General features: G+C 36.1%; 17 protein-coding genes and 4 tRNA genes. 9 read left to right on the plus strand and 12 right to left on the minus strand.

What is annotated here, in order from left to right; genetic code table 11:
• Nucleotides 1-15: 15 nt before the first annotated feature.
• From tsaE to ACXR6G_RS14345, 4 genes are all read left to right on the plus strand, one after another.
• Complete coding sequence (gene tsaE / locus ACXR6G_RS14330) at nucleotides 16-438, plus strand: tRNA (adenosine(37)-N6)-threonylcarbamoyltransferase complex ATPase subunit type 1 TsaE (protein WP_458362128.1); 423 nt, start codon at nucleotides 16-18, stop codon at nucleotides 436-438.
• Nucleotides 439-553: 115 nt separating this feature from the next.
• Nucleotides 554-1,777: an alanine dehydrogenase gene (locus ACXR6G_RS14335; protein ID WP_458362129.1), complete on the plus strand. Its 1,224-nt coding sequence runs from the start codon at nucleotides 554-556 to the stop codon at nucleotides 1,775-1,777.
• A 250-nt stretch (nucleotides 1,778-2,027) separates the two neighbouring features.
• Nucleotides 2,028-3,935 (plus strand): tetratricopeptide repeat-containing sensor histidine kinase, encoded by a 1,908-nt coding sequence (locus ACXR6G_RS14340; protein ID WP_458362130.1) that lies wholly within the window; start codon nucleotides 2,028-2,030, stop codon nucleotides 3,933-3,935.
• Between the two features lie 12 nt (nucleotides 3,936-3,947).
• A complete protein-coding gene (locus ACXR6G_RS14345) occupies nucleotides 3,948-5,837 on the plus strand; it encodes a tetratricopeptide repeat-containing sensor histidine kinase (RefSeq protein WP_458362131.1) in 1,890 nt (629 codons plus the stop codon).
• A gap of 83 nt (nucleotides 5,838-5,920) precedes the next feature.
• Here the strand turns inward: ACXR6G_RS14345 and sucD are convergent, their stop codons facing one another.
• On the minus strand, nucleotides 5,921-6,796 hold the full coding sequence (sucD, locus tag ACXR6G_RS14350; protein WP_458362132.1) for a succinate--CoA ligase subunit alpha: 876 nt from the start codon (nucleotides 6,794-6,796) through the stop codon (nucleotides 5,921-5,923).
• A gap of 54 nt (nucleotides 6,797-6,850) precedes the next feature.
• Complete coding sequence (gene sucC / locus ACXR6G_RS14355; RefSeq protein ID WP_458362133.1) at nucleotides 6,851-8,023, minus strand: ADP-forming succinate--CoA ligase subunit beta; 1,173 nt, start codon at nucleotides 8,021-8,023, stop codon at nucleotides 6,851-6,853.
• Between the two features lie 284 nt (nucleotides 8,024-8,307).
• Here sucC and ACXR6G_RS14360 point away from each other — a divergent pair, with 284 nt between their 5' ends.
• Nucleotides 8,308-8,751, plus strand: a complete 444-nt coding sequence (locus tag ACXR6G_RS14360; protein WP_458362134.1) for a hypothetical protein — start codon at nucleotides 8,308-8,310, stop codon at nucleotides 8,749-8,751.
• A 526-nt stretch (nucleotides 8,752-9,277) separates the two neighbouring features.
• Here the strand turns inward: ACXR6G_RS14360 and metK are convergent.
• Together metK and gldA are read right to left on the minus strand one after the other, a co-directional pair.
• Nucleotides 9,278-10,534 (minus strand): methionine adenosyltransferase, encoded by a 1,257-nt coding sequence (gene metK / locus ACXR6G_RS14365; RefSeq protein ID WP_458362135.1) that lies wholly within the window; start codon nucleotides 10,532-10,534, stop codon nucleotides 9,278-9,280.
• A gap of 436 nt (nucleotides 10,535-10,970) precedes the next feature.
• On the minus strand, nucleotides 10,971-11,870 hold the full coding sequence (gldA, locus tag ACXR6G_RS14370; protein WP_458362136.1) for a gliding motility-associated ABC transporter ATP-binding subunit GldA: 900 nt from the start codon (nucleotides 11,868-11,870) through the stop codon (nucleotides 10,971-10,973).
• 261 nt (nucleotides 11,871-12,131) lie between these two features.
• On the opposite strand from gldA, the gene ACXR6G_RS14375 reads away from it, so the two are divergent.
• On the plus strand, nucleotides 12,132-14,087 hold the full coding sequence (locus ACXR6G_RS14375; protein WP_458362137.1) for a flavodoxin-dependent (E)-4-hydroxy-3-methylbut-2-enyl-diphosphate synthase: 1,956 nt from the start codon (nucleotides 12,132-12,134) through the stop codon (nucleotides 14,085-14,087).
• Between the two features lie 138 nt (nucleotides 14,088-14,225).
• Nucleotides 14,226-15,011 (plus strand): hypothetical protein, encoded by a 786-nt coding sequence (locus ACXR6G_RS14380; RefSeq protein ID WP_458362138.1) that lies wholly within the window; start codon nucleotides 14,226-14,228, stop codon nucleotides 15,009-15,011.
• Nucleotides 15,012-15,018: 7 nt separating this feature from the next.
• On the opposite strand, the gene ACXR6G_RS14385 is transcribed toward ACXR6G_RS14380, so the two are convergent.
• Complete coding sequence (locus ACXR6G_RS14385) at nucleotides 15,019-15,651, minus strand: HAD family hydrolase (RefSeq protein WP_458362139.1); 633 nt, start codon at nucleotides 15,649-15,651, stop codon at nucleotides 15,019-15,021.
• A gap of 98 nt (nucleotides 15,652-15,749) precedes the next feature.
• On the opposite strand from ACXR6G_RS14385, the gene ACXR6G_RS14390 reads away from it, so the two are divergent.
• Nucleotides 15,750-15,823 (plus strand) — tRNA-Ile (locus tag ACXR6G_RS14390).
• A gap of 183 nt (nucleotides 15,824-16,006) precedes the next feature.
• Here ACXR6G_RS14390 and ACXR6G_RS14395 read toward each other — a convergent pair.
• The 7 genes from ACXR6G_RS14395 to ACXR6G_RS14425 all read right to left on the minus strand — a co-directional run bounded on the left by ACXR6G_RS14395 (nucleotide 16,007) and on the right by ACXR6G_RS14425 (nucleotide 22,213).
• The gene (locus ACXR6G_RS14395) at nucleotides 16,007-17,029 is read right to left on the minus strand and encodes a DUF6588 family protein (protein ID WP_458362140.1); all 1,023 of its coding nucleotides are present in this window, start codon (nucleotides 17,027-17,029) and stop codon (nucleotides 16,007-16,009) included.
• A 239-nt stretch (nucleotides 17,030-17,268) separates the two neighbouring features.
• Nucleotides 17,269-17,520: a GIY-YIG nuclease family protein gene (locus ACXR6G_RS14400; protein WP_458362141.1), complete on the minus strand. Its 252-nt coding sequence runs from the start codon at nucleotides 17,518-17,520 to the stop codon at nucleotides 17,269-17,271.
• Between the two features lie 235 nt (nucleotides 17,521-17,755).
• Nucleotides 17,756-18,007: a GIY-YIG nuclease family protein gene (locus ACXR6G_RS14405; protein WP_458362142.1), complete on the minus strand. Its 252-nt coding sequence runs from the start codon at nucleotides 18,005-18,007 to the stop codon at nucleotides 17,756-17,758.
• 182 nt (nucleotides 18,008-18,189) lie between these two features.
• A tRNA-Met gene (locus tag ACXR6G_RS14410) sits at nucleotides 18,190-18,262 on the minus strand.
• Nucleotides 18,263-18,319: 57 nt separating this feature from the next.
• Nucleotides 18,320-18,392: transfer RNA gene (locus ACXR6G_RS14415), tRNA-Met, on the minus strand.
• Between the two features lie 52 nt (nucleotides 18,393-18,444).
• Nucleotides 18,445-18,517: transfer RNA gene (locus ACXR6G_RS14420), tRNA-Met, on the minus strand.
• Nucleotides 18,518-18,769: 252 nt separating this feature from the next.
• Entirely contained in the window at nucleotides 18,770-22,213 is a 3,444-nt protein-coding gene (locus tag ACXR6G_RS14425; RefSeq protein ID WP_458362143.1) for a hypothetical protein, read from the minus strand.
• Between the two features lie 208 nt (nucleotides 22,214-22,421).
• On the opposite strand from ACXR6G_RS14425, the gene ACXR6G_RS14430 reads away from it, so the two are divergent.
• Nucleotides 22,422-23,651: a 3-deoxy-D-manno-octulosonic acid transferase gene (locus ACXR6G_RS14430; protein ID WP_458362144.1), complete on the plus strand. Its 1,230-nt coding sequence runs from the start codon at nucleotides 22,422-22,424 to the stop codon at nucleotides 23,649-23,651.
• Nucleotides 23,652-23,687: the final 36 nt, after the last annotated feature.

A 23,687-nucleotide genomic window follows, 5' to 3' on the forward strand; every position in this document is an offset into this window, starting at 1 on the left:
TTTGTATAAGTGAAAATGAATGAATTAAGAATAAAAAGGATTGAAGATATCAATTCTGTAGCGAAGCAGTTTATCGAATTGGTGGGAGAACGCCGTGTATTTGCTATGTATGGGGCTATGGGAGTTGGTAAAACGACCTTTGTAAAAGCTGTTTGTGAAGAGCTAGGTGTTGAGGACACAATTACGAGCCCAACTTTTGCTATTGTAAACGAATACCATACGCCGAAAGATAAGATTGTTTATCATTTCGATTTTTATAGAATAGAAGATGTTCAAGAGGCTTATGATTTTGGCTACGAAGACTATTTTTATAGTAAAGCGATGTGTTTTATAGAATGGCCAGAGCGTATAGAATCTATCTTACCTTCAGATGTTATCAATTTAAATTTCACTGAAAAAGAAGACGGAACTCGAACAATTCAAATTGAAATGAATTAGTATTCCGTCATTTTAATTCATTCTTATTTCTATAAATTATCAAAATCTCTTAGGCTCTGAAAAAAAACTGTAACTTGTATTTTTAAAGAAGACACTAATGGTATAAATGACGATTATGGCAAATTTGAGTGATACCCCTAAAAATTTCCCTATTGGTTATGAATTTTATCATCCAAAGGAGAGACTTTTAGAAATAGAGAAGAGTAGGAAGAGGTTGGTCATTGGTCTTCCTCGTGAGGATTATAGAGGTGAAAATCGAATTTGTTTGACACCACTAACCGTTGAGATGTTAGTTAATAACGGACACGAAATTCTAATTGAAGAAGGAGCTGGACTTGCTTCGAATTATACTGATAGGGAATATAGTGAGAATGGAGCTTTAATTGTTAAAACAAAAGAAGAGATATACCAATGTGATGTTGTTTTACAGATTTCGCCTCTATCATCTGACGAGATAGATATGCTTAAGGGAAATCAAATTATCATGTCGGCACTTCAAGTACATTGCCAATGTGCTGAAGATATCAGGAAATTAATGCAGAAAAAAGTCACTGCAATTGCTTTTGAGTATTTGAAAGATAGAGATAACCATTTTCCTGTTGTTCGTTCCATGAGTGAAATTGCTGGGATATCAGCCGTTATGATTGCTGGTGAATATTTGAGCAAAGGTAAAGGTGGCAAAGGAGTCCTTTTAGGTGGTGTAACGGGAGTTTCTCCAACCGAGGTTATTATACTTGGAGCAGGTACAGTAGCAGAATATGCAGGAAGAGCTGCTATGGGGCTTGGAGCAAGTATTAAAGTCTTTGATAACTCTATGTATCGCTTACGACGTTTGGAAGACCATTTAGGACAGCGCGTACACACATCAACTTTCCACCCTTATGTTTTAACAAAAGCTCTAAAATCTGCCGATGTTGTTATTGGGGCACTTCGTTACGAAGGTAATCAGCCAGGAACACTTGTTACCGAGGATATGGTTAAAGAAATGAAAGAAGGCTCTGTTATCATTGACCTGAGTATTGATCAAGGTGGGTGCTTTGAGACTTCGGAGATGACAACTCATGAAAATCCCGTTTTCCGAAAGCATGGTGTAATTCATTATTGTGTACCTAACCTAGCCTCTCATGTTAGTAGAACGGCATCCTTGGCCATGAGTAATATTTGTGCTCCTTTATTATTACATATTGCTAATAATGGAGGCTTACATCAATTCTTAAAAACGGATATGGGATTACGAAATGGAACTTATATCTATAGAGGTATATTAACCAATCAGCGTTTAGGAGATTGTGTTGGCATCTTGGCTAAAGATATTAACCTATTTTTTGCATCTATGTAATTTGGATTCAAATAAGATTTCATCTTTAATATGTAAATAAAGGTGAGCTACAAGTCTGTTTGTCTGGAACATATAATTGTTAAATGTATTTATTATTTAAGGCTTACTTTTACAGAGTAAGCCTTTTGTGTTTTGAAAATTAGATATTTCGGGCTAGACTTGTTTGAAATATAAGTGAATTCTAATTGAATCTTAAGTTTTGTTTCTCAAGAGTTTTACCTTATTTTGTCCTTATAAATAAGCCTGTAATATGACAAAAACTCTACTCACCCTATTTCTCATATTTAATTCTTTCATATTGGTTTTGAATGCTCAAAACCAGAAAGATGAATCAGATATTAACATACATGAACAAATTATCTCTAATCTAATTGAATCTTCAATTAGTAATAGAGCTACGGATAAGAATTTAAGTGTAGAAATCTGTGAGAAGGCAATTAAGTTAGCAGAAAAAGAACAAACTGATTCTCTATTGGCTTTAGCCTATAAAACTCAGGGGATTAACTACTATATTTTGAGTGAGGATGACTCCAGTAGTCTTTATTATGAAAAAGCTTTAGTCAAATTTAAAGAAATTGGAAACTTGATTCAAGCAGGTAAAGTTTTGGGGAATATAGGTCTTATTTACAATAGAAGAAGTGAATATACTAAGGCTAAAGAGTACTATTTAAAAGAAATTGAGCTTTTTTCGAAAATCAATCACACAGAAGGCCTTACATCCATCTATATAAATATGGGTAATATATCTGTTAAATTGGATGATTTTCCCAGAGCTGAACAATATTTTTCTTCTGGTTTAAAACTTGCATTGCAAACCAATAATTTAGGAGACCAAACTAATGCGCTTAATAACTTAGGAGTTATTTATGAAAGTCAGAATAAGTTTCAGGAAGCTTTGGACGCTTATGAAAAATCTTTGAAAATTGTTCTTAACTCAGGGAATAGTAAAATGGAGAGTACGCTCTATTTAAATATAGGTTTGATTTACCGAAAAGTTAAAGATTACGAGCAAGCGGAATCATATTTAAAGAAGAGTTTTGATATACGTAAGCTAAGAGGAAACTATGAGGAACTTCTATACGTTTATTACGAGATGTTTGAACTTGCTCTTGCTAAAAAGGAATTTGGAAAAGCAAAGCAGTATGCAGGAACCATGCAGGATTTTGCAGAGATGAATGACGATTCGGTATGGATGAGTGAAATTTTTCGTGCTTATTACAATCTATACAAAGAGACTCGTGATTATAAGTTAGCCTTAGAATCTTTTGAGAATCATAGACAATTAGGAGATTCAATTCAAGAAGTTCTTAATGCTGAGAAATACAATGGGTTGATGGTTAAGTATGATATGGATCATACTAGACAGAGGATGGAGTTGATGACTCAAAAATCACAAATTCAGAGCTTGGAAATAGGAAAGAAGAATGCCTGGTTGGTTGCAATGCTCGTAATCATGCTACTGGGTGTTATTGCAATCGTGGTTTCATTCAGAATTAATAAACTGAAAGCTGAGCATAAGTTAATGAATCTAGATCAGAAGGTTTTGCTTTCACAAATGAATCCTCATTTCTTATTTAATGCTTTAACGGCGGTTCAGTGTTTAGTATTGGATAATGAGAAAGATAAGGCTAATCTTTATTTGTCTGAGCTAGGGAGTCTGGTTCGCAGTGTCTTAGAGGATTCTAGAAAAGAAAATATTAGCTTGAGGAAAGAACTCGATACACTTGAAATGTATATTGATCTGCAAAAATTACGTTTTGATTTTAATATCGATTTTCGTTTTGAGATTGATGAAAAAATCGACCTTGAGGAGCTGAATATTCCTCCAATGTTAACTCAGCCTTTTATCGAAAATGCTCTTGTTCATGCAAATCTACAGCAAGTTAAGAATCCCGAAATTCTCATAAAATTAGAGCTTATAGATGATGCTTTTGTAATATTCAGTATACAGGATAATGGTATTGGAATTGAAGAAGGGAAGAAGCAGTCTTTAATGAAAGATAAGAAGTCTTTGGCTATGCAAATTGCTCGAGATCGTATTCAAATCTATAATTATAACTCGAAATTTCAGATGAAGCTTGATGTTATTGATTTGAAATATGTGGATGAAAATAAACAAGGAACACTAGCGCGTTTTACTATTCCAACTCAGGCCTAACGAATCTCCATCATGAGGAAATTTATATTATTAAGTATTGCATGCCTTGCTATAAGCTTCAATCTTATGGGAAGTATTTTTTCTAGAGATAGTTTAAATACAAAGCCAGAGAATTATAATCAGCTTCTCGATTCTATAAAGAGAATGAAGACTTTAAGGGATTCATCTTATATAGTAAGTGCTGATTATGGAAAAAAGATCATTAATTTAGTAAAGAAAACTGAATATCCAAATTTAATTGGACAGGTTGAGAAGCAGCAAGGAACTACATTCATGTATCAAGGTCTACTTGATTCAGCATTATTTCATTACAATAAAGCGCTGGTCGAGTTTAAACAATCAAATCAAAATATTGATGTCGGTAAGGTGCTTAATAATATTGCGATAGTTTATAGAAGGCAGAACAAACAAGATCTAGCTCTGGAAAATTATCTGGCAGCAATTGATATTTATAAACCAGAGAATTATTTAGAAGGGATTGCTGGTATTTATTTTAATGTTGGAAGTGTGTATCATAGTTTGAATAATTACGATCAAACACTCCGATATTATACATTGGCTTTATCAATGTTTTTAAAACAAGAACCTAGTTTTCGTCTTGCTAGGGTTTATGGAAACTTGGGTGACTTATATTTAGACTTGAAACAATACAACAAAAGTATAGAATATCTTAATAAAGCTCTTGAATTAAATGAGAAGTATGATTCACCGAATGAACGAGCAATTATCCTGCTGAATTTTGGTCAAGTTGCATTCTATAAGAAAGAGTTTGCAAAGGCTCTCGTTTATTATGAAGAATGTGAGCAAGTCCGAATTAATTCGAATGAACGTTGGGGATTACCAAAAAATTATAGATATACAGCGCAATGCTTGGCTGAAATTGATAGGTTTGATGAGGCTTTTGTTAAGCTTAAGGAGGCTGAGAAAGTCTGTGAAGAATATGGCCTTTATGAAGATCTTATACAAAATTACGCTTTAGAATCGAGTATTTATGAAGATATAAATGAGACAGGATTAGCATTTGAATATTATAAGAAAATGACAGCTTTGTCAGATTCTTTAAACATTGACGTTGGTATAGGTAAATACAATGAACTTAAAGTTGCACACAATCTAAATTTAAAAGAAAAAGAGCTTGCCATCAAAGACCTCGACCTGAGTCGAAAGAATATACTTCTTCTATCGCTTATCGGGTTTATTATACTTGCTACGGCTTTTGTTCTTTTTTATCTGAGATCGAGATCTTATCGGAATAAACTTAAGACCCTTTCTTTAGAACAGAAAGTGCGTTTGAGTCAGATGAATCCACATTTTCTTTTTAACTCACTTTCGGTAATTCAAGATTTCATATTAGGTAATGAAAATGATAAGGCATTTAAGTATATGTCGAAACTTTCAGGTTTGGTTCGTGGTGTTTTGGAGAATTCAACTCACGAGTTTATTACGGTACGAGAAGAGCTGGATATTTTAACTGCTTATGTGGAGTTGCAGAATCTCAGATTCGGTAATAGTATTTCTTATCGCTTTGATATTGATTCTGATATTAATTTAGATGAAATTCGAATCCCACCAATGTTGGCACAACCTATTATTGAGAATGCTCTGATTCATGGAGAACTCAGAAATAACCCTAAAGCTGAAATTAAAATTTGTTTGATCAAGAATAAGGATAATAATAGTATTGATTTTACTGTAGAGGATAATGGTATTGGCATTTTGAAGGGCAAAAGTCAAAATCGTGTTCATAAATCAATGGCAACAGAAATATTGAAGGACAGAGTGAGGATTTATAACTATTATTCTAAGAGTGACTTAAGTATCGTTGTGACAGATCTTAAAACATTGAATGAAGATTTACATGGCACTCGAGTTCATTTTAGTATTCCTCTTAGTAGTAATTAGATTTTGTATTGGTTTGAATTGATTTCATAAAAAAAGCCGCTCTTTAATAGAACGGCTTTTAGTATTATTATAAGCTTTGATAATTATCCTAGAACTTCTTTCATTTTGTTTCCAATATCAGCAGGAGACTTCACAACGTGAATACCTGCAGCGGCAAGCGCTTTCATTTTCTCGGCAGCTGTTCCTTTTCCACCAGCGATAATGGCACCAGCATGTCCCATACGTTTACCTTCAGGAGCTGTTTGACCAGCAATAAAAGCAACGACAGGTTTTTTCACGTGCTTAGCAATATAGGCCGCAGCAGTTTCTTCATCCGAACCACCAATTTCACCGATAAGCACGATAGCCTCAGTATCAGGATCCTCATTTAAAAGCTTAACGGCATCGATATGCTTAGTTCCAATAATTGGGTCACCACCAATACCAATAGCAGTAGATTGACCGAAACCAGCATTACCTAGTTGGTGAACTGCCTCGTAAGTTAGAGTTCCTGAACGTGAGATGATACCAATCTTACCTGGTTTATGAATGAAACCTGGCATGATACCAATTTTCGCTACACCTGGTGTAATAACTCCTGGACAGTTTGGACCAATCAATGTTGTCTTAGGACGCTTTGAAAGGAACTCGTGAACATCTACCATATCAAGAGTAGGAATACCCTCGGTGATACATACTACAAGCTCAATACCCGCATCAGCAGCTTCCATAATCGCATCAGCAGCAAATGCTGGTGGAACGAAAATAACCGAAGCGTTAGCACCAGCAATTTTCACAGCATCCTTTACTGTATCGAAAACGGGTACGCTATCCATAAACATTTGTCCACCTTTACCTGGTGTTACACCGGCAACCACGTTGGTTCCATATTCAATCATTTGTTGGGTATGAAATCCCCCTTCTGTACCAGTAATTCCCTGAACCACTAGTCTTGTATCTTTATTTACTAATACACTCATTGTGTCGATTGTTTTAATAGTGATGGATCATCAAACTTGATCCTTTTCTAATACTTATTTACCTACTATTTGTCCCAAAGTGGCAACAACTTTCTCTGCAGAATCTTTAAGCTCTGTGGCAGCAATAATATTCATTCCTGATTCTTCAAGAAGTCTTTTACCTTCTACGGCGTTGGTTCCTTGTAATCGAACCACAATAGGTACTTGAGTATTGATATTTTTGATGGCTTGAATAACGCCATTGGCAACACGATCGCAACGAACGATACCGCCAAAAATATTAATTAAAACAGCCTTTACATTTTTATCTGAAAGGATGATACGGAAACCTTGTTCTACGGTTTCAGCAGAAGCCGATCCTCCTACATCAAGGAAGTTAGCAGGCTCACCACCCGTTAGTTTAATAATATCCATGGTTCCCATAGCCAAACCAGCACCATTTACCATACAGCCAATGTTACCATCTAGTTTGATATAGTTAAGACCCGATTTGTCAGCCTCAATTTCCAATGGCTCTTCTTCGTCAAGATCGCGAAGTGGAGTCAGTGTCTTCTGACGGTACATAGCGTTATTATCGAAATCTGCCTTAGCATCCAATGCGATAACATCACCTTCTTGGGTTACAACTAATGGGTTAATTTCGAATAGAGAAGCATCTGTTCCCATATATGCTTTGTAAAGGGCAAGGAAGAATTTCACTCCATTTTTAAATGCAGCTCCCGTTAATCCTAAAGCGAATGCCATTTCTCTTGCTTGGAAAGCTTGTAAACCTACTGAAGCATCAACACCAACCTTAACGATTTTCTCAGGTGTTTCCTCAGCAACTTTCTCAATCTCCATACCACCTTCAGTAGAAACCATAAAGGTTACTTTCGATGTGGCACGATCAAGAACGATACCCGCATAATACTCATGCTTGATATTTGAAGCAGCTTCAATCCAGACTTTCTTTACCAATCGGCCTTCGGGGCCTGTTTGGTGTGTAATTAGAGTCATACCTAGAATATCACTAGCGTACTGACTGACATCTTTAGCTGTTGGTGCAAATTTAACACCTCCGCCTTTACCGCGGCCTCCAGCGTGAATTTGTGCTTTAACAACAACAGGCAATCCAATTTCTTGAGCTGCTTGCTCAGCTTCTTTTACTGTAGAAGCAATTTTCCCTTGGGGAACAGGTACACCAAAAGATTTTAGGATCTCTTTGGCTTGGTATTCATGAATCTTCATGGGCTAAAAATTATAGTGGCTTAGTTAGATTAACTCGTTTAAAACACAATTTTATGTTGTTTAAAACAAGCTTTGTTTTTTTAACGAACCTAAATATATAAATAACTGAATGAATATAAAAAGATGAAAGGTCTTTTTTCGGACTTCTTTGTCTTTTATATTAAAAAGCTTGACTAGTAGTCGTTTGATAAACTATTGGGTGTAATTTATAATACAGAACTTAATCTTGACTCAATTTTTGAATATCTTAGTAAACATTTTAAAATTTATTAGACGAGTCCCCTATGGAGAATTTAGAAACACAAGAATCAGAAAACAGGAACGAATTGGTATTGGAAATTCAAGCAGAAGTTTTTCTACGTGAAACCCGAAAGTGGGCCAAGTTTTTGTCTATTGTTGGCTTTATATTTATTGCAGCACTAGCTTCTATTGGGATATTTGCAGCTTCGAGTATGATGAGTGCCTATACAGCATTCCCAGTGGGAGGTCTTGCCTTCTTTTATCTGATTATTCTGGGGCTTTATTTTTTTCCTCTTTATTATCTTTTAAAATTTGCCAATACAGCCAAGGAGGCTTTAAATTCTCGAAACACACAAACTTTAACTGAGTCGATGAAATATATCAAATCACATTATAAGTTTGTAGGTATTCTTACTATTGTGATGCTGGCCTTATACCCAATCGGAATTATTATTGCAATAATCGTTGGAGCAAATCAAGGTTTTTAAATTATCTACACGACATATTAAAAGCTCTCTTTCTGCCTAAGTGGATAGGGAGTGTTTTATTCTACAGGATTCTCAGCTTGTCACTTAAAGGATGTTAAAGAATACTAAACAGTCGCTGAAGTCATTCATTTTTTATAGTTTTAGAGTACAGTTAATTGTAGTGCTAATCCTACTAAATTCGATATTATGGTATTAACAATAAAGATAGTTTCTATACTTGCCTCTCTCATTGGTGCGATTCTAATTTCCGATCTTGTTAAAGTTAAACGAGTGCCGATAAAAGTTAGAGCAGATTCTGATAGGAGAGTCAGATAAAATGATCCAAGCATAAAAAAGAGAGTGCCCTTATTAATTTATGGGTCTCGTCATGCTCTGACTATCTGCAAATGTCAGGTTATGACTAAAGCTTATGGCTTGAAGTGTATTGAGAGCCTCAACAAAAAAGTGAGACCCTCAAAATAATTAAATACAAAAAGAGAGTATCCGTAATGGATACTCTCTTTTCATATATTTAAATCGGTAGGGATTAAAGCTTAAAAGCTTCTTTCACTTTCTCGATATAATCTAGTTTTTCCCAAGTGAACAGTTCTACTTCAAGTACCAAATCTTCGAAATAAGGAGAAGCGAATGTTTTCACTACAGTGCGAGGCGTACGTCCCATATGACCATAGGCAGCAGTTTCCTCATAAATAGGGTTACGTAGTTTAAGGCGTTGCTCGATAGCAGCAGGGCGAAGGTCAAAAATCTCAGCAATCTTATCAGCGATTTCACCATTGCTAAGCTCAATATTCTTTTTGCCATAAGTATCAACAAAGATACCTACAGGCTGTGCTACACCAATTGCATATGACAATTGAACCAAAATCTCGTCAGCTACACCAGCAGCTACCAAGTTCTTTGCAATATGACGAGCTGCATAGGCTGCAGAACGGTCTACCTTCGAAGGATCTTTACCAGAGAAAGCACCACCACCGTGGGCACCTTTTCCACCGTAAGTATCAACAATAATCTTACGACCTGTAAGACCCGTATCACCATGAGGACCACCAATTACAAACTTACCTGTTGGGTTCACATGAAGAATAAAATCAGCATCGAAAAAAGCTTGAATACGCGCAGGCAACATTTTAATCACACGAGGGATTAGGATATTGCGAACATCGTCCTTGATTTTAGCTAACATCGTCTCATCATCAGGACCAAAATCGTCGTGCTGAGTTGAAACCACAATGGTGTGTACTCTTTCGATGGTATCATCGTCAGCATACTGGATAGTCACCTGTGATTTTGAATCGGGACGCAAGTAGGTCATTTCTTTTTCCTCGCGACGAATCGCAGCCATCTCAATTAATAAACGGTGAGATAACTCAAGAGACAAAGGTATATAGTCGTCAGTTTCTTTGCTGGCATAACCAAACATCATTCCCTGATCACCTGCTCCCTGGCTCATTGGATCTTCACGATCTACACCACGGTTGATATCGTCTGATTGCTCATGAATAGCCGTTAATACACCACAAGATGTACCATCGAACTGGTATTCGCTTTTGGTATAACCAATACGATTGATTACCTGGCGAGCCACATCTTGAGCATCGATATAGGTTTTGGTTTTTACTTCACCTGCTAAGATAACTTGTCCTGTTGTTACCATAGTTTCGCAAGCGACTTTCGAGTTTGGATCGAAAGCTAAAAATTTGTCCAATAAAGCATCTGAAATTTGATCAGCAACTTTATCTGGATGTCCTTCTGAAACGGATTCAGATGTAAATAAATATCCCATAACATTTTAATGTTTAGAGTACTTAAAAGTGTCTAAAGGTTAAAGTCCTAGGACTTCAGATAATTAAGCCTTTTAAAAGTACCTTTCATAAATAAAATATACGGGAAAGCATTGGTTGTGTAATGTACAGAAAATGTAATAGGGTAAGTATTACCATTTAGCATTTTTTTCTGTGGTCGCAATCAGCCAAATCTTTCCACTTAATTTGCTGCAAAGGAAAGCAAAGTTTCGGAAACAAACAAGCTTACTAAGACTGCTTCTTCCTAAGAATATAAAGGACTTAGGTTAAAAAAGACTAAAATCTCTTTATTGTGGGCTTAACTACTTGAGATTTCTTTATTCTTTCCGCTCAAAACATAAAATAGATGACTTCTCCCTTTCGGGACTATGAGAGAGGGGGTATTGACGAATCATTGTTTTATGAAAAAGTCCTTTATTATTGAGTCAATTCATGGAAAATAGATTCAAGATTACGTTCCTGAGATTTCATTTCGATGAGGATTAAGTTGTTGTTCACAGCCATTTTGAAAATCTGCTCGCGTATATCGGTTTTTGCTGATATCTGGTAACGATTATTTGATAAGGTTTCGATATGATTTACGCTTGCAATGCTCCTGAAATATTCTACAGATACAGGGCTGGTAAACTGCAAATCGAGTACATGTGATTCCTTAATGTTATTGATCGAACTTGAAGATTGATCGGCAACTAGTTGTCCCTTGTTTATTATCAGGACACGCTCACATATAGCTTCAGCTTCCTGCATGATATGAGTAGATAGCATCACAGTTTTTTCTTTTCCTATATTTTGAATAAGCTGGCGCACTTCAACCAATTGATTGGGATCAAGGCCTGTAGTTGGTTCGTCCAGAATCAGCACCTTTGGATCATGAATTAGAGCCTGAGCCAATCCAACTCTTTGGCGGTATCCTTTGGATAGGGCGCCTATTTTTTTCTTTTGCTCCAAGCCTAAACCTGTAAGCTCAATCATTTCGTCAACTCTTTTCTTCTTGTTTTTGCCTAGCTTGTAAATACCTGCTACATACTCCAAGTATTCTTTTACATACAGATCCAAATAAAGAGGGTTGTGTTCAGGTAAGTAACCAATCTGTTTGCGAATTTCCAAAGAATGCTCGAGCACATTTAAACCATTTACAAAGACATCCCCAGAGCTTTGAGGAAGAAAACCCGTAATAATTTTCATCATGGTTGATTTTCCAGCTCCATTAGGTCCCAAGAAACCGACAACTTCAGCATCCGAAATTTCAAAACTTAAAGCATCTAAAGCTTTCTGTTTGCCATAAAATTTACTGACTTCTTTAACTTGTATTGACATGGATTTTCTTTGTTTTTCCCGCAGATTACTCAGATAATCGCAGATCTTAAATAAGTTTCAACTTAATTTATATAAAACTAGGCTTGATAACCAATTCCCTACTCATTTGAAATTCAAATTTAAGAATTTATAGCTTACATTTGTACATCAAATAGAATCATACTAAGATTTATCAATATCAAATAGCCTACAGCGTTATATCCATTTAGATAGACTTTATCGCTTGGGTTATAAGAAATAGCTGTTTATAATATAAAGTCCATGACAATTTCGAAACTCAATACATTCTGTAAAGATCTATTTAACTATTCACGACGTTTATCTTCCGAAACTAAAATTGGAAGAACGCCTCTTGGTTCTCAACATCCTATTCGTGTGCAGTCGATGACGAATACAGATACTAATAATATTGAAGCTAGTATTGAGCAATCCATCAGAATGATAGAGTCGGGTGCAGAGTATGTGAGATTGACCACACAGGGAACAAAAGAAGCTGATAATCTTAAACATATCAAAGCGGGTTTGTTGGAGAAAGGCTATGAAACACCATTGGTTGCTGATATTCATTTTAATCCAGCAGCTGCGACTATTGCAGCTCAGTATGTGGAAAAAATACGTGTAAACCCGGGTAACTTTGTTGACAAAAAGGTGGATCTGAAAGGTTCGGAATACTCTGAAGAAATGTATCAGGAAGGCTTGAAGAAGATTCATACCAAGTTTATTCCATTGATTAATGTTTGTAAAGAGAATAAAACGGCTATTCGTATTGGAACGAATCATGGTTCACTCTCAGATCGAATTATGAGTCGCTATGGTGATACGCCACGCGGCATGGTTGAGGCGACACTTGAGTTTCTTCGGATTTGTAAGGAGGAACGTTTCAATGATGTTGCGATCTCAATTAAATCGAGTAACACAGTGATGATGGTGAAGACCGTTCGTTTACTTGTGAGTGAAATGAATAAGGAAGAGCTTTATTTTCCATTACACTTGGGTGTAACCGAAGCTGGAGAAGGTGAGGATGGACGAATTAAATCGGCAGTTGGAACGGGAGCTTTACTAAATGATGGTTTAGGTGATACGATCCGTATTTCATTGACTGAAGATCCTGAAATTGAATCGCCAGTTGGTCAGAAAATGGTGGATTATATTTTGGAGAAAGAAGGACATTGCCCAATTGAATCTCCTATTGTGTCAGGTATTAACTTATGTGATTTTTATAAGCGATCGAGCAAGGAAGTGGCTAATATTGGTGGTAGAAAACAGATTGTTGTTATTGCCGATTTTAGTCTGGAAAAACATTTTAGCAGCGATTTACCTGAACATATAGGCTATAAAAAGAATATGGAAAGTTTGCAGTGGGAGAAATGTGATTTGGCTGCTGATTTTATATATACAAATAGCGTTGATCCTTCAATCAAAGATTTCCCTAAAGAACTGGGATTTATTGTCGATTCAGTATGTTGGGAAGATGCTTATGAGTTTTCAGAAAAGGTTCATCCCTTATTTTCAGCAGAGATTTTTCTTCATGACAACTTAAGTTCTTTTGGATCAGATATTCATTTTGTAAGCTGTGAGTATGCTGATCTAACAGAAGAATTCATTAGTAGGCTTAAAGCCAATCCCAAATCTGTTCTTATTTGCCAATCGAAGCATCAAAATGTTTTTGCTGAGCAACGCGCTTTTGTTTTTAAACTTATTCAATTCAATTGTAAGGCACCAGTCATTTTCCATCGTTTATTTCAAGAGAATGAGTTGGAAGATTTGCAACTAAAATCTGCTTGCGATTTAGGTTCTTTATTCATCGATGGATTAGGGAATGGTATTTGCTTAAACAATACAGGAAATATTTCTCGTGAGGAAGTGAATGCTGCTGCTTTCGGTATTTTGCAGGCGGCTAGAGTCCGTACATCTAAAACAGAGTTTATCTCATGCCCGGGATGTGGTCGTACCTTATTTAATCTGCAGGATGTGGTTAGCGAGGTGAAAAAGAAGTTTGCACACTTGTCTCACCTTAAAATCGGAGTTATGGGATGTATCGTGAATGGCCCTGGAGAGATGGGGGATGTGGACTACGGTTATGTGGGTGCTGGTGCTGGAAGAGTGTCATTATACAAATCTCAAGAATTGATAAAGAAGAATATTTTAAGTGAAGACGCTATTGATGAATTGATTCTAATCATCAAAGAAAATGGTGATTGGGTGGATGCTAAATAGCAATATGTAAAATAAGTATTTTTAAGAGGCTGTTCATATATCTAATTTTCTTATATTGAATTGATTATTTGAGTTTCAAAGAATCGTTTTGATCTTGAATTTTAACAACCGATTTTTTTTTAAACAGGACTAAAGAATATGAATTTCAGATTTCTATTTGTTATTTTTCTATTTATATCGAGTATAGCTTCATCTCAAGAACTCAATATTAAAGGTGTTTTTACGGGATCGAATATCTATATTATGAATCCTTTTGCCAAAGTGGGGGATCGTTTTACCATTGAATCTATTTCTATCAACGATAAGGTATATACGGAAGATATGAAGTCGAGTGCCTTTGAAATTGATTTAACTCATATGGGTTTTAAACTTGGTGAAGATCTACGGTTTTGTATCAAATACAAAGATTCAATTACACCTTCTATTATTAATATGGAGGCTATTCAGGCTGTTAGTTCTTTCGAAATGAAAAAGGCATCTATCGATAAAGATCTATTCCTGAATTGGAAGTGTTCAAATGAAAAAGGATCTCTTCCTTTTAGCGTTCAACAATACCGTTGGGATAAATGGGTTACTGTAGGGCAATTGAGAGGCGTTGGGACTTATGGAGTCAATCATTATAGGATAAAAGTACCGATTCATTCTGGAGAGAATATGTTTCGTATTCACCAGGTTGATTATACCGAAAAGGACAATTATTCGGATACGATTCAATTCAATTCTAAAATTACACCAGTCACATTGGTGAATAAAAAAGTGACATCGAAGCTGATGTTTTCAGCTCCGACTCAGTTTCAAATTTTTGATTTATTTGGCAATCTTATTTTCGATGGTTTTGGAAAAGAAGTGCGTTTCGATGACTTGATTCCAGGAAAATACTATGTGAATTACGACAATACCATTGGTGAATTTATCAAAGAATAGGTTCCATTTAATTCTTCACGAAGAGATCAAGAATACTTTCTCCATTTTCAAGATCGAGATGATGTGCAATCATGCCTACAGCGCGTGCAGCTTCCACATTAGAGTACATATCATCTATAAATAAGGTTTCTTCAGCTTTAAGGTTTTCGGCTCTTAAAAGTTCATTATAGATGCTTGTGTCGGGCTTGCGTAGTCCCATATCATGCGAATAATAGTCCCTTTCAAAACATTCGGATAATTCCACACCGTGGGTATCTTTTACTAGTTTGGTATAATATTCCCAATGAATGATATTGGTATTACTAAGCAAATAAACTTTATGTGCCTTTTTAAGCTCTTGCAATAAGGCTAATCTCTCGTAAGGGAAATCGAGCAACATGGCGCTCCATGCCTGATCAATCTGCTGGTCGCTAACTTCAGCATCGATATATTGACGAATTTCGTTTCGGAAGTCCTCAGGACTTAACTCTCCCTTTTCAAGACGATCGAACAGACCATCTTTTCTATATTCATGTTGAATTCTATTTGTATCCGTCAAACCAATCGCTTTAAACTGATTAACAGAATTTTCGGGATTGATATTGAGCAGAACTCCGCCTAAATCGAAGACTATATTGGGAATTGATGAAAAATTAGGCATAATTATTTCTAAATATTGTTGAATTATTCAATGCAAATATGTAACATTGCAGTCGCAAAACAAAGGTAATGAAATACTTTTACCGTCTTGTTTTTGTCGGGCCTATAGCTCAGCTGGTTAGAGCACCTGACTCATAATCAGGGGGTCCATGGTTCAAGCCCATGTGGGCCCACCCCCAATAAAAGCAGTTACACTTTGTGTAGCTGCTTTTTGCTTTTTATCCCTAGCCATATTTAATATTGAAACTTTCTATTCGTAATCCTGTTTTTAAGATCAGAAATAGGAGGGTGAAAAAGAGAATGACCTTATTAAAGGACACTCTCTTAGTTCTTTATTATGAATCCTTAAATGAATTTTACCTGAAACTGAAAGCTATACCACCTGTAAAGGTGTTGTATTCTTGCATAGTGTAATCAGCAAAGATTTTAAAGAAGCCAAGGTTTAAACGGGTACCCAAAGTGGCTCTGACACCACTAGCATCAAATTCAACGGATACTGGATCTGTTAATGTTTTATAATCAAATGTTGTTCCAGAATTGACATCTGTATATTCTAGTTCGTAAGTTCCTTTTATATCCACATCCATTTTAGCTGTATTGTATCCAAGGGCTCCATAAAACTCTATCAGTTTTAAATTAACAGAGGCAATGGCCTGAATGGTATAAGCGTTGGTAGAGAATTCCAATTTTTGTCCAGATCCATTAAAATCGGATTCTCCTTGAATATCATATTCAGCTGTTAAGTTTGTGAATGCAACAAGGGCAGAAATGCTAAAAGGTGTTTTGTTTATCTTCAGTATTTTGCTTAGGTTTTTCTGTAAACCTACTCCAATCATACCTACTTCAATATCTGAAGTTCCTACTTTAGGTAAATATCTGAATTTAAGATCTGCATCTATTACTGGAATACCAATGCCTAGCTGAACAGTAAAAGAGGGAACGGCACTCATTGGCAAATCCTCACCTATTCCATCAGGGATTTCAAAATTGGCCAAATCGAAAGAACCACCTTCAGTTTCAATTCTTGATTGAAGGACTGTGGTGTTTTCCCCGCCAAATAAGGTCTGTATTTTATTTGGACCACTTACCAAACTAAGGTTTTTATAGTCAGATGCAACAAAATTAAAGGCTTCGTCTTTACCAGGAACCTGAGCTAGATTTGCTACGAAAGTAATATCAAAGCCAAATTTCTTATGCGTTCTTGCAGTTGTGTACCAGCCACTATTTAAGCCATACATAAAGCCTTTGGCAACAGGATTCACATAGTTTTCTGTCAGTTTTGAAGCGTCTTCTGTACCAGATAAAAGAAACTGTTCAATGTCCTGAGATTTTCCTAAAAATGGAATCAATAAAAAAAGAAGTAGAATAAACTTTTTCATAGGGGTAGATTTAGAATGAATATTCAACGAACAGCTAATTATTAGTTATTAAATTCACTTTTCTCAAGATAAAGGAAAAAATAGAAGTAGCCAAATCATTTTCTTGGAATAGCTTATGAGTTAAGTGTAAAAGTGTTAGGATTTTAGGTCATGAAAAAGCTCTTAATTTTCGTTAAAAGCTTCTCTCGAGTAGGGAACTCGACTCTCACTTGTCCGCCTTAGGCGGATAGGAGACATGGTTAATGTTTTGCAATAATCTCTTTTCGTATCCATTCTCTACCTTTTGCCCCTTTGAGCTGTTTCTCTCGATCTAAAGCTTCTCTTTTCGAATCGAATTCTTCGGTATAAGCGATCTCCCATGGACGGAATTTGATTGTCCACCCTTTTGTTCCAAGTTCGTTATGCGATTTAAAACGAGCCTCAATATTTGAAGTACACCCGATGTAAATCTTGTCAAATTTCTTTGAGTATAGAATGTAACCAGTTTGCATAGCGGAAATAATGTACAAAAAAGCTGTGAATTGTGTTTTAATATATTTCAGGAGTGATGAGTACTCGACTTGAACTTGTCCGCCCTAGGCGGATATGAACCCAACGATATTTTAGTTGAAATTTATTTGTAGAATTTAGGGCACAAAAAAAGCTCCTAACTTTCGTTAAGAGCTTCTCTCGAGTAGCGGGGACCAGACTCGACTGTTGTCCGCCTAAGGCGGATAGGAGCCATGGTTAATGTTTTGCAATAATCTCTTTTCGTATCCACTCCCTTCCTTTTCCACCTTTGAGTTGTTTCTCCCGATCTAAAGCTTCTCTTTTTGAATTGAATTCTTCGATATAAACAATCTCCCATGGACGGAATTTTATTGTCCAGCCTTTTGTTCCAAGTTCGTTATGAGATTTAAAACGAGCCTCAATATTTGAAGTACACCCGATGTAAATCTTGTCAAATTTATTTGAGTATAGAATGTAAACAGTTTGCATAGCGGAAATAAGGTACAAAAAAGCTGTGAACTGTGTGTAAATATATTTCAGGAGTGATGGGAGCTCGTCTCTAATTTGTCCGCCTAAGGCGGATATGAGTCCAACGGTATTTTAGTTGAAATATTTAGGAGACTTTAGGGCACAAAAAAAGCTCCTAACTTTCGTTAAGAGCTTCTCTCGAGTAGCGGGGACCAGACTCGAACTGATGACCTTTGGGTTATGAGCCCAACGAGCTACCAACTGCTCCACCCCGCAATATATTTTAAATAAGTTTATTTCGACGAAAACGAATCCTCGAAAGGATTCTATAAGTAGCGGGGACCAGACTCGAACTGATGACCTTTGGGTTATGAGCCCAACGAGCTACCAACTGCTCCACCCCGCAATATATTTTCAGTATGTTTTCGTCGAAAAAGAAATTCCGTTGAATTTCTAAGTAGCGGGGACCAGACTCGAACTGATGACCTTTGGGTTATGAGCCCAACGAGCTACCAACTGCTCCACCCCGCAATATATTTTTAGATTGGTATCTTTCTTTATTTGCGATTGCAAAGATACGCGCTTTTTAAACTAATGCAAGGCAATCCATGCTTTTTTTTGAGAATATCAATAATCTCTGTCTGCTGTGTGGGGCTTGAAAGGTAGAGGAATTGCTGCTGATTTATTCAAATGGATTCTCATCGTTCATTGAATCATTGCGTTGAAGTTTCTTTGGTAAAAAACGATCAGTTGAATAATGGCTATTTGTCTCAAAAAAAAAATTTAGAAATAAGCTCTTAATTCTACACTTCCCACATGAATTGCAGCATTTTCCTCTGCTTTTCGTCCTCTGTAGTTGATATTCATCTGAAATGTTTTCGATAATTGTTGCTGATAATTTAGATGCCAGGTCATATTATTTCCCGGTAAAAAGCCTTCGAGCATTTCGTAGGCAATTGAGCTATTACTATCACCGTTATAAGTGAGGTTTAGATAATGAACCGAGGCGTTAAGGTTTTTCTTTTTCCCTAGAGCAAATTGAGCTTCCAAGCCTAGGTCGTGAGATTCTAGCTTTTCAACGTTCAGTTTGTTTTCTTTATTTTTGAATAGGTATTCGAATTCCAGTTGAAAATTTCGACCCACTTGATATTTGAGCTTTAGTTCATTTTTAAGGAAATTCAACTTATAATCTTTGCTAGAATAAACTTCGCTTCCACGTTTTTTTGCCCCTTTATCAAACCGATTACTAATTTGCCAATCTTGCTTTCTCCAAATTAGTCGTAAGCCATTTTGACTTAGTTGACTTTTTTCAAAACCATTATTTAAGAGAAGTTTACTTTCATTATTCAAATAGATATAGTCATAAGTCACCTTCGCCTTTTTCGGATGAAATGAAAAGGTATTTTGTAGAGACGATGTCAGGTTGATAATGTTGGGATTGTCTTGGGTCGATGAAAAAGGATTGCCATATAGGTTGAAATCATTATTCGTACTCTTTTTAGCGATTCTATAGGAAAAGCGATTACCAAATGAAGAGGCAAACTTCACAAGCTTAGAGTTCCCTTTAAGGCGCTTCAGTTGAATGTTGAAGCTTTGTCTGTATTCGCTAGTGTAAACCTTTCTGTAGTTGGTTGTGATATTGGAAATACGTATGTAGTTGGCTTCATCTTTAAAGCTCGAAATTTCAAATTCATTGATCTCTTTTATCTCGTTTTTATTGTAATCTGTCCATTTGTAAACGCCTTGTCCTGCATTTACCTCTAAATATGAATAGATGCGATCTGCTTCCAGTCCAGAACCCAATTCGTAATAGGTAGCTGTTCTAATAATTCCTTTAAAGATTCTTGAACGATGCTCGAGTTTACCCAGGAAGTTTTCTTCAGGTTTTTCATCACTGATATCTCGATTAAGAATACGTAGTTTTCGATAGTTACTAGTGAGCTTTAATTGGTTTTTTTTGTTCTTCTTTAACCATAGAATAAAACCGATGTCCTCTGATTCACTTTGAGAGCTCATTTTGTTTTCCCAAGGCAATAAATCTTTACGATATTGATAGAATGTTTCAAATTGATTTTGGCTTGTCTTACTGCTCTTTAGGTAGGCCTTGTAAGTTTTATTAGCAAAACTGTTGGCTAGCAAATTATGGCTTATTTTCTCTTTCCATTGATTATTTTCACTGTGTTGTTCCACTCCAATATTTAGAAATTTCAGTTTATAAATGGCAGCAATGTTATTTCTGAAAAACCTAGTTTCTGTGTCGTTTTGATCACTTGTCAAAAAGTTTGCATTCCAATTTAACTCAAATCGATTTTTGTGATATTGTGCGATGGCATTCTGTCGTAAGCCTTTGAATTGAGATGCCTGATTTAGGGCAGCAATTTCGTAAGTAAAACTGCTGATCTTATCCTTATATGTGTTCTTAAGTTCTATAAAATGCTCCTGACTCTTGCTTATTTGCGCCTCAATATTCCAATTTCGATTGAATTCGGGGGATCTGAATTTCTCCACTTCTTGAAAGTTGTCACCCAGATAATTATAAGCGATTGAAGTAATTAAAAATTGATTTGTGTCCTTAAGAATAGTTTTTCTATTGCTTTCAAAATTAAAGGCTAATGCTTTATTGTTTTTATCATCAATGGTAGAAAAGGTGTTGAGATCCTTATTGCTCAAAGCGAGTTCGAATAGACTATTGGCACGCTCAGAATGTTTGAATTGACCGCCAAAACTTATCATCTGATGTTTCTCAGGAGCTATCATTTGTGAGTTAAGTGAAAAATCACCCTGAGGGATTGAGTTAATAGGTGCTATCCATTCATAGACTCGCCCATTAGCTGAAGATTCAATTTGCTTGTAGTTACCTTTTTTATCACCTACATAAGAGAAGCGGATTCTATAAACAGCTAAACTGGGTTCGGTGGAATGGACATATGTTTCATAATCTGTCCCATCAATTTGTTGAACAAGCTTCTCGTATAGAACGAGATCATTTGTGTATTCTACTAGTTGAATTTGTGGGGTGATGGCAGCTTGAAGATTATCACCTAGCTGACTAAGTAGGGTTTTCTGCTCGTCGTTCAGATTCTGGCTGATGGTGTTGTTTTTATTATCCTGCTCGTTATAGAAGTTGAATTGGAAACTGGCTTTTTCACTCTTTATTTCGGTACTGTTATAAATGAGGTATCTGGAATAATTCTCTTCAGAATATTCAAACTCTGTAATAATTCGGGAATTCCTGTTTATGGGTTGACTTGTGTTGAAGCTTAGTTCGGCGGTGTTGTAATTGATCGTATAATCTTTATTTTCTCCACGAGAGAGAAGTTTACCGTCCTTGTAGATCTTCTCCGAACCGGCAAGAATGATGATATAGGTCTCGTTGTTTGTGCCAAATAAGCGGTATGGCCCCTGATTCCCCTCTACACCTTGAATTTCTATTCTGTTGAATTTTCCTTTAGCAATAGAAGCACTTATTTGCGTGTGGACTTGAGTTTTCTTCCCCTCAGAAACGGAACCGCTGTATTGACCACCCTGCACTTTTTTTCTAAACCTTAGGAAGTGTGATTTTTGTGAATTTTCAATCTGATAATCTCCCAAGGTAAGCTCATGTCTTTCGTTGAATAGCTTGATGTAGATACGATCGAAATCTTGTATCTGCTGTGTGTTTCCATCGGGCTGAATGGGAATGTTATCATCGGTTATGGCTGCTAGTATACTAACGTTCTCGCTAAGTTTACCTGATAGTTGAAGATTGAGATTTGAATTGCTAACCACATCCTGATTATTCCCTAATGACAAGCCACGGGTGTAACTTCCCTGTTTATTTAGTTGAGAACTAAAGTCGTTTCCCTGTGTCTGATTATTTTGAGCTAAAGAGTAGCGTTTGCCCCTCAGGACATCGGGCTGGTTGATTTCATTTGTGTGGTGTTTATATAAGACCTGAGAGACTTTGTAATTAAATACACGGTAGCTAATTGTAGCTTGTGCTCCTTTAGCTTTTAGTTTGGCTTTCGGAATAAAAATACCCTTGGCTAGGTTTAGTTGATAGTACGTATTATCCAATAACTCATTAGCGACCCATAGTTTTATTGTCGCGGGTAATATTAAAAGAGAATCAAGTTGGATACTGTCTTTTGTAATGTCAATCTTTCGGGTTCTGATATTGCTTGATTCCTGAGCATGGCTGGGCACACTCATAATAAGAATAAAGCAAAAGATCAGAATCTGTTTCAAGGCTTAGGAGTTAAAGGCTGAGTTTAATTTAAGGTACTAAATTTGGGGATAATTTTTTAAGACTAGACAGATGGACACTAAAAATGTTTAGTTTTGCAGTGTGAAATATGTATTTAATTCATGTCGATCAAAATTATCTTTATTTGTTTAATAAATAAGATTTCGTTTACATTCAAAACGACTTTTTAGATTCTAAATTGCTTAACAAATGATTCTGTTTTATAATCTATCTATTTTCTTTTATTCTTTATTGGTACGAGTTGCATCTTTATTCAACCCTAAAGCTAAACAATGGGTTAATGGTCGTAAAGATATTCTTAAAAAGATTGAAGAAGCTGTAAAAGGTGAAAGCAATTTGGTTTGGTTTCATTCGGCATCCTTAGGGGAATTTGAGCAGGGGAGACCTGTGATAGAAGCTTTCAGAGCCAAGCATCCCGATTATAAAATAGTATTGACCTTCTTTTCTCCATCAGGATATGAGATTCGTAAAAACTATGAAGGTGTAGACTACGTTTTCTATTTACCAGCAGATACGAAGCGAAATGCAAAGGAATTCATTCGATTGATAGATCCTAAAATGGTTTTCTTTATTAAATATGAATTCTGGTATCATTATTTAAACCAGCTTAGAAAAAAGGACGTACCTACCTATATCTTTTCCACAATATTCCGTCCTAATCAGATGTTTTTTAAACCATGGGGAGCATTGTATCGAAAAATACTGAAAGCTTTTACTCATTTCTTTGTTCAGAATGAGGAATCAATAGAGTTGCTAAAAGGAATTGGGTTTGAAAATGTGAGTCTGGCAGGTGATACCCGTTTCGATCGCGTTTATTCTATTGCTCAGCAAGCCAAAGTTTTACCACAACTTGAAGATTTTGCTCAAAATCGACCTGTGATGATTGCTGGGAGTACCTGGCCAAAGGATGAGGAAAATATCATCAAATACATCAATACCTCAGCTGCTGATTATAAATACATTATAGCTGCCCACGAGGTTGATGAGAATCATATCAAGAATATTGTAAGTGGTATTGAAAAGCCATACGTACGATTTACCACAGCTACAAAAGCAGAGATAGACGCTGCTGAAGTATTGGTTGTCGATTGTATTGGTGTGCTATCTTCTATGTATCGTTATGGTGATATTTCCTATATAGGTGGAGGTTTCGGTCGTGGTATTCACAATACCCTTGAAGCTGCTTGCTATGGAATGCCGGTTATTTTTGGCCCAAATTACCACAAATTTAAAGAAGCAAAAGATCTTCTTGCTCTGGGCGGAGCTCATACCTACGAAAACTGTGAGAAGTTAAATAGCCTTCTCGATTCTTATCACGAAGATGCCAAGCTGAGAAAAAAATCTGGCGATTCTTCAAAAAATTACGTTGATAAGATGAGGGGCGCCACAGATAAAATTCTTAACACAATAAAGTTTTAGTTTAAGCTAAACCTATCTTTCTTCACGATTTCAGCT

This window comes from Ancylomarina sp. YFZ004, from assembly GCF_054254355.1.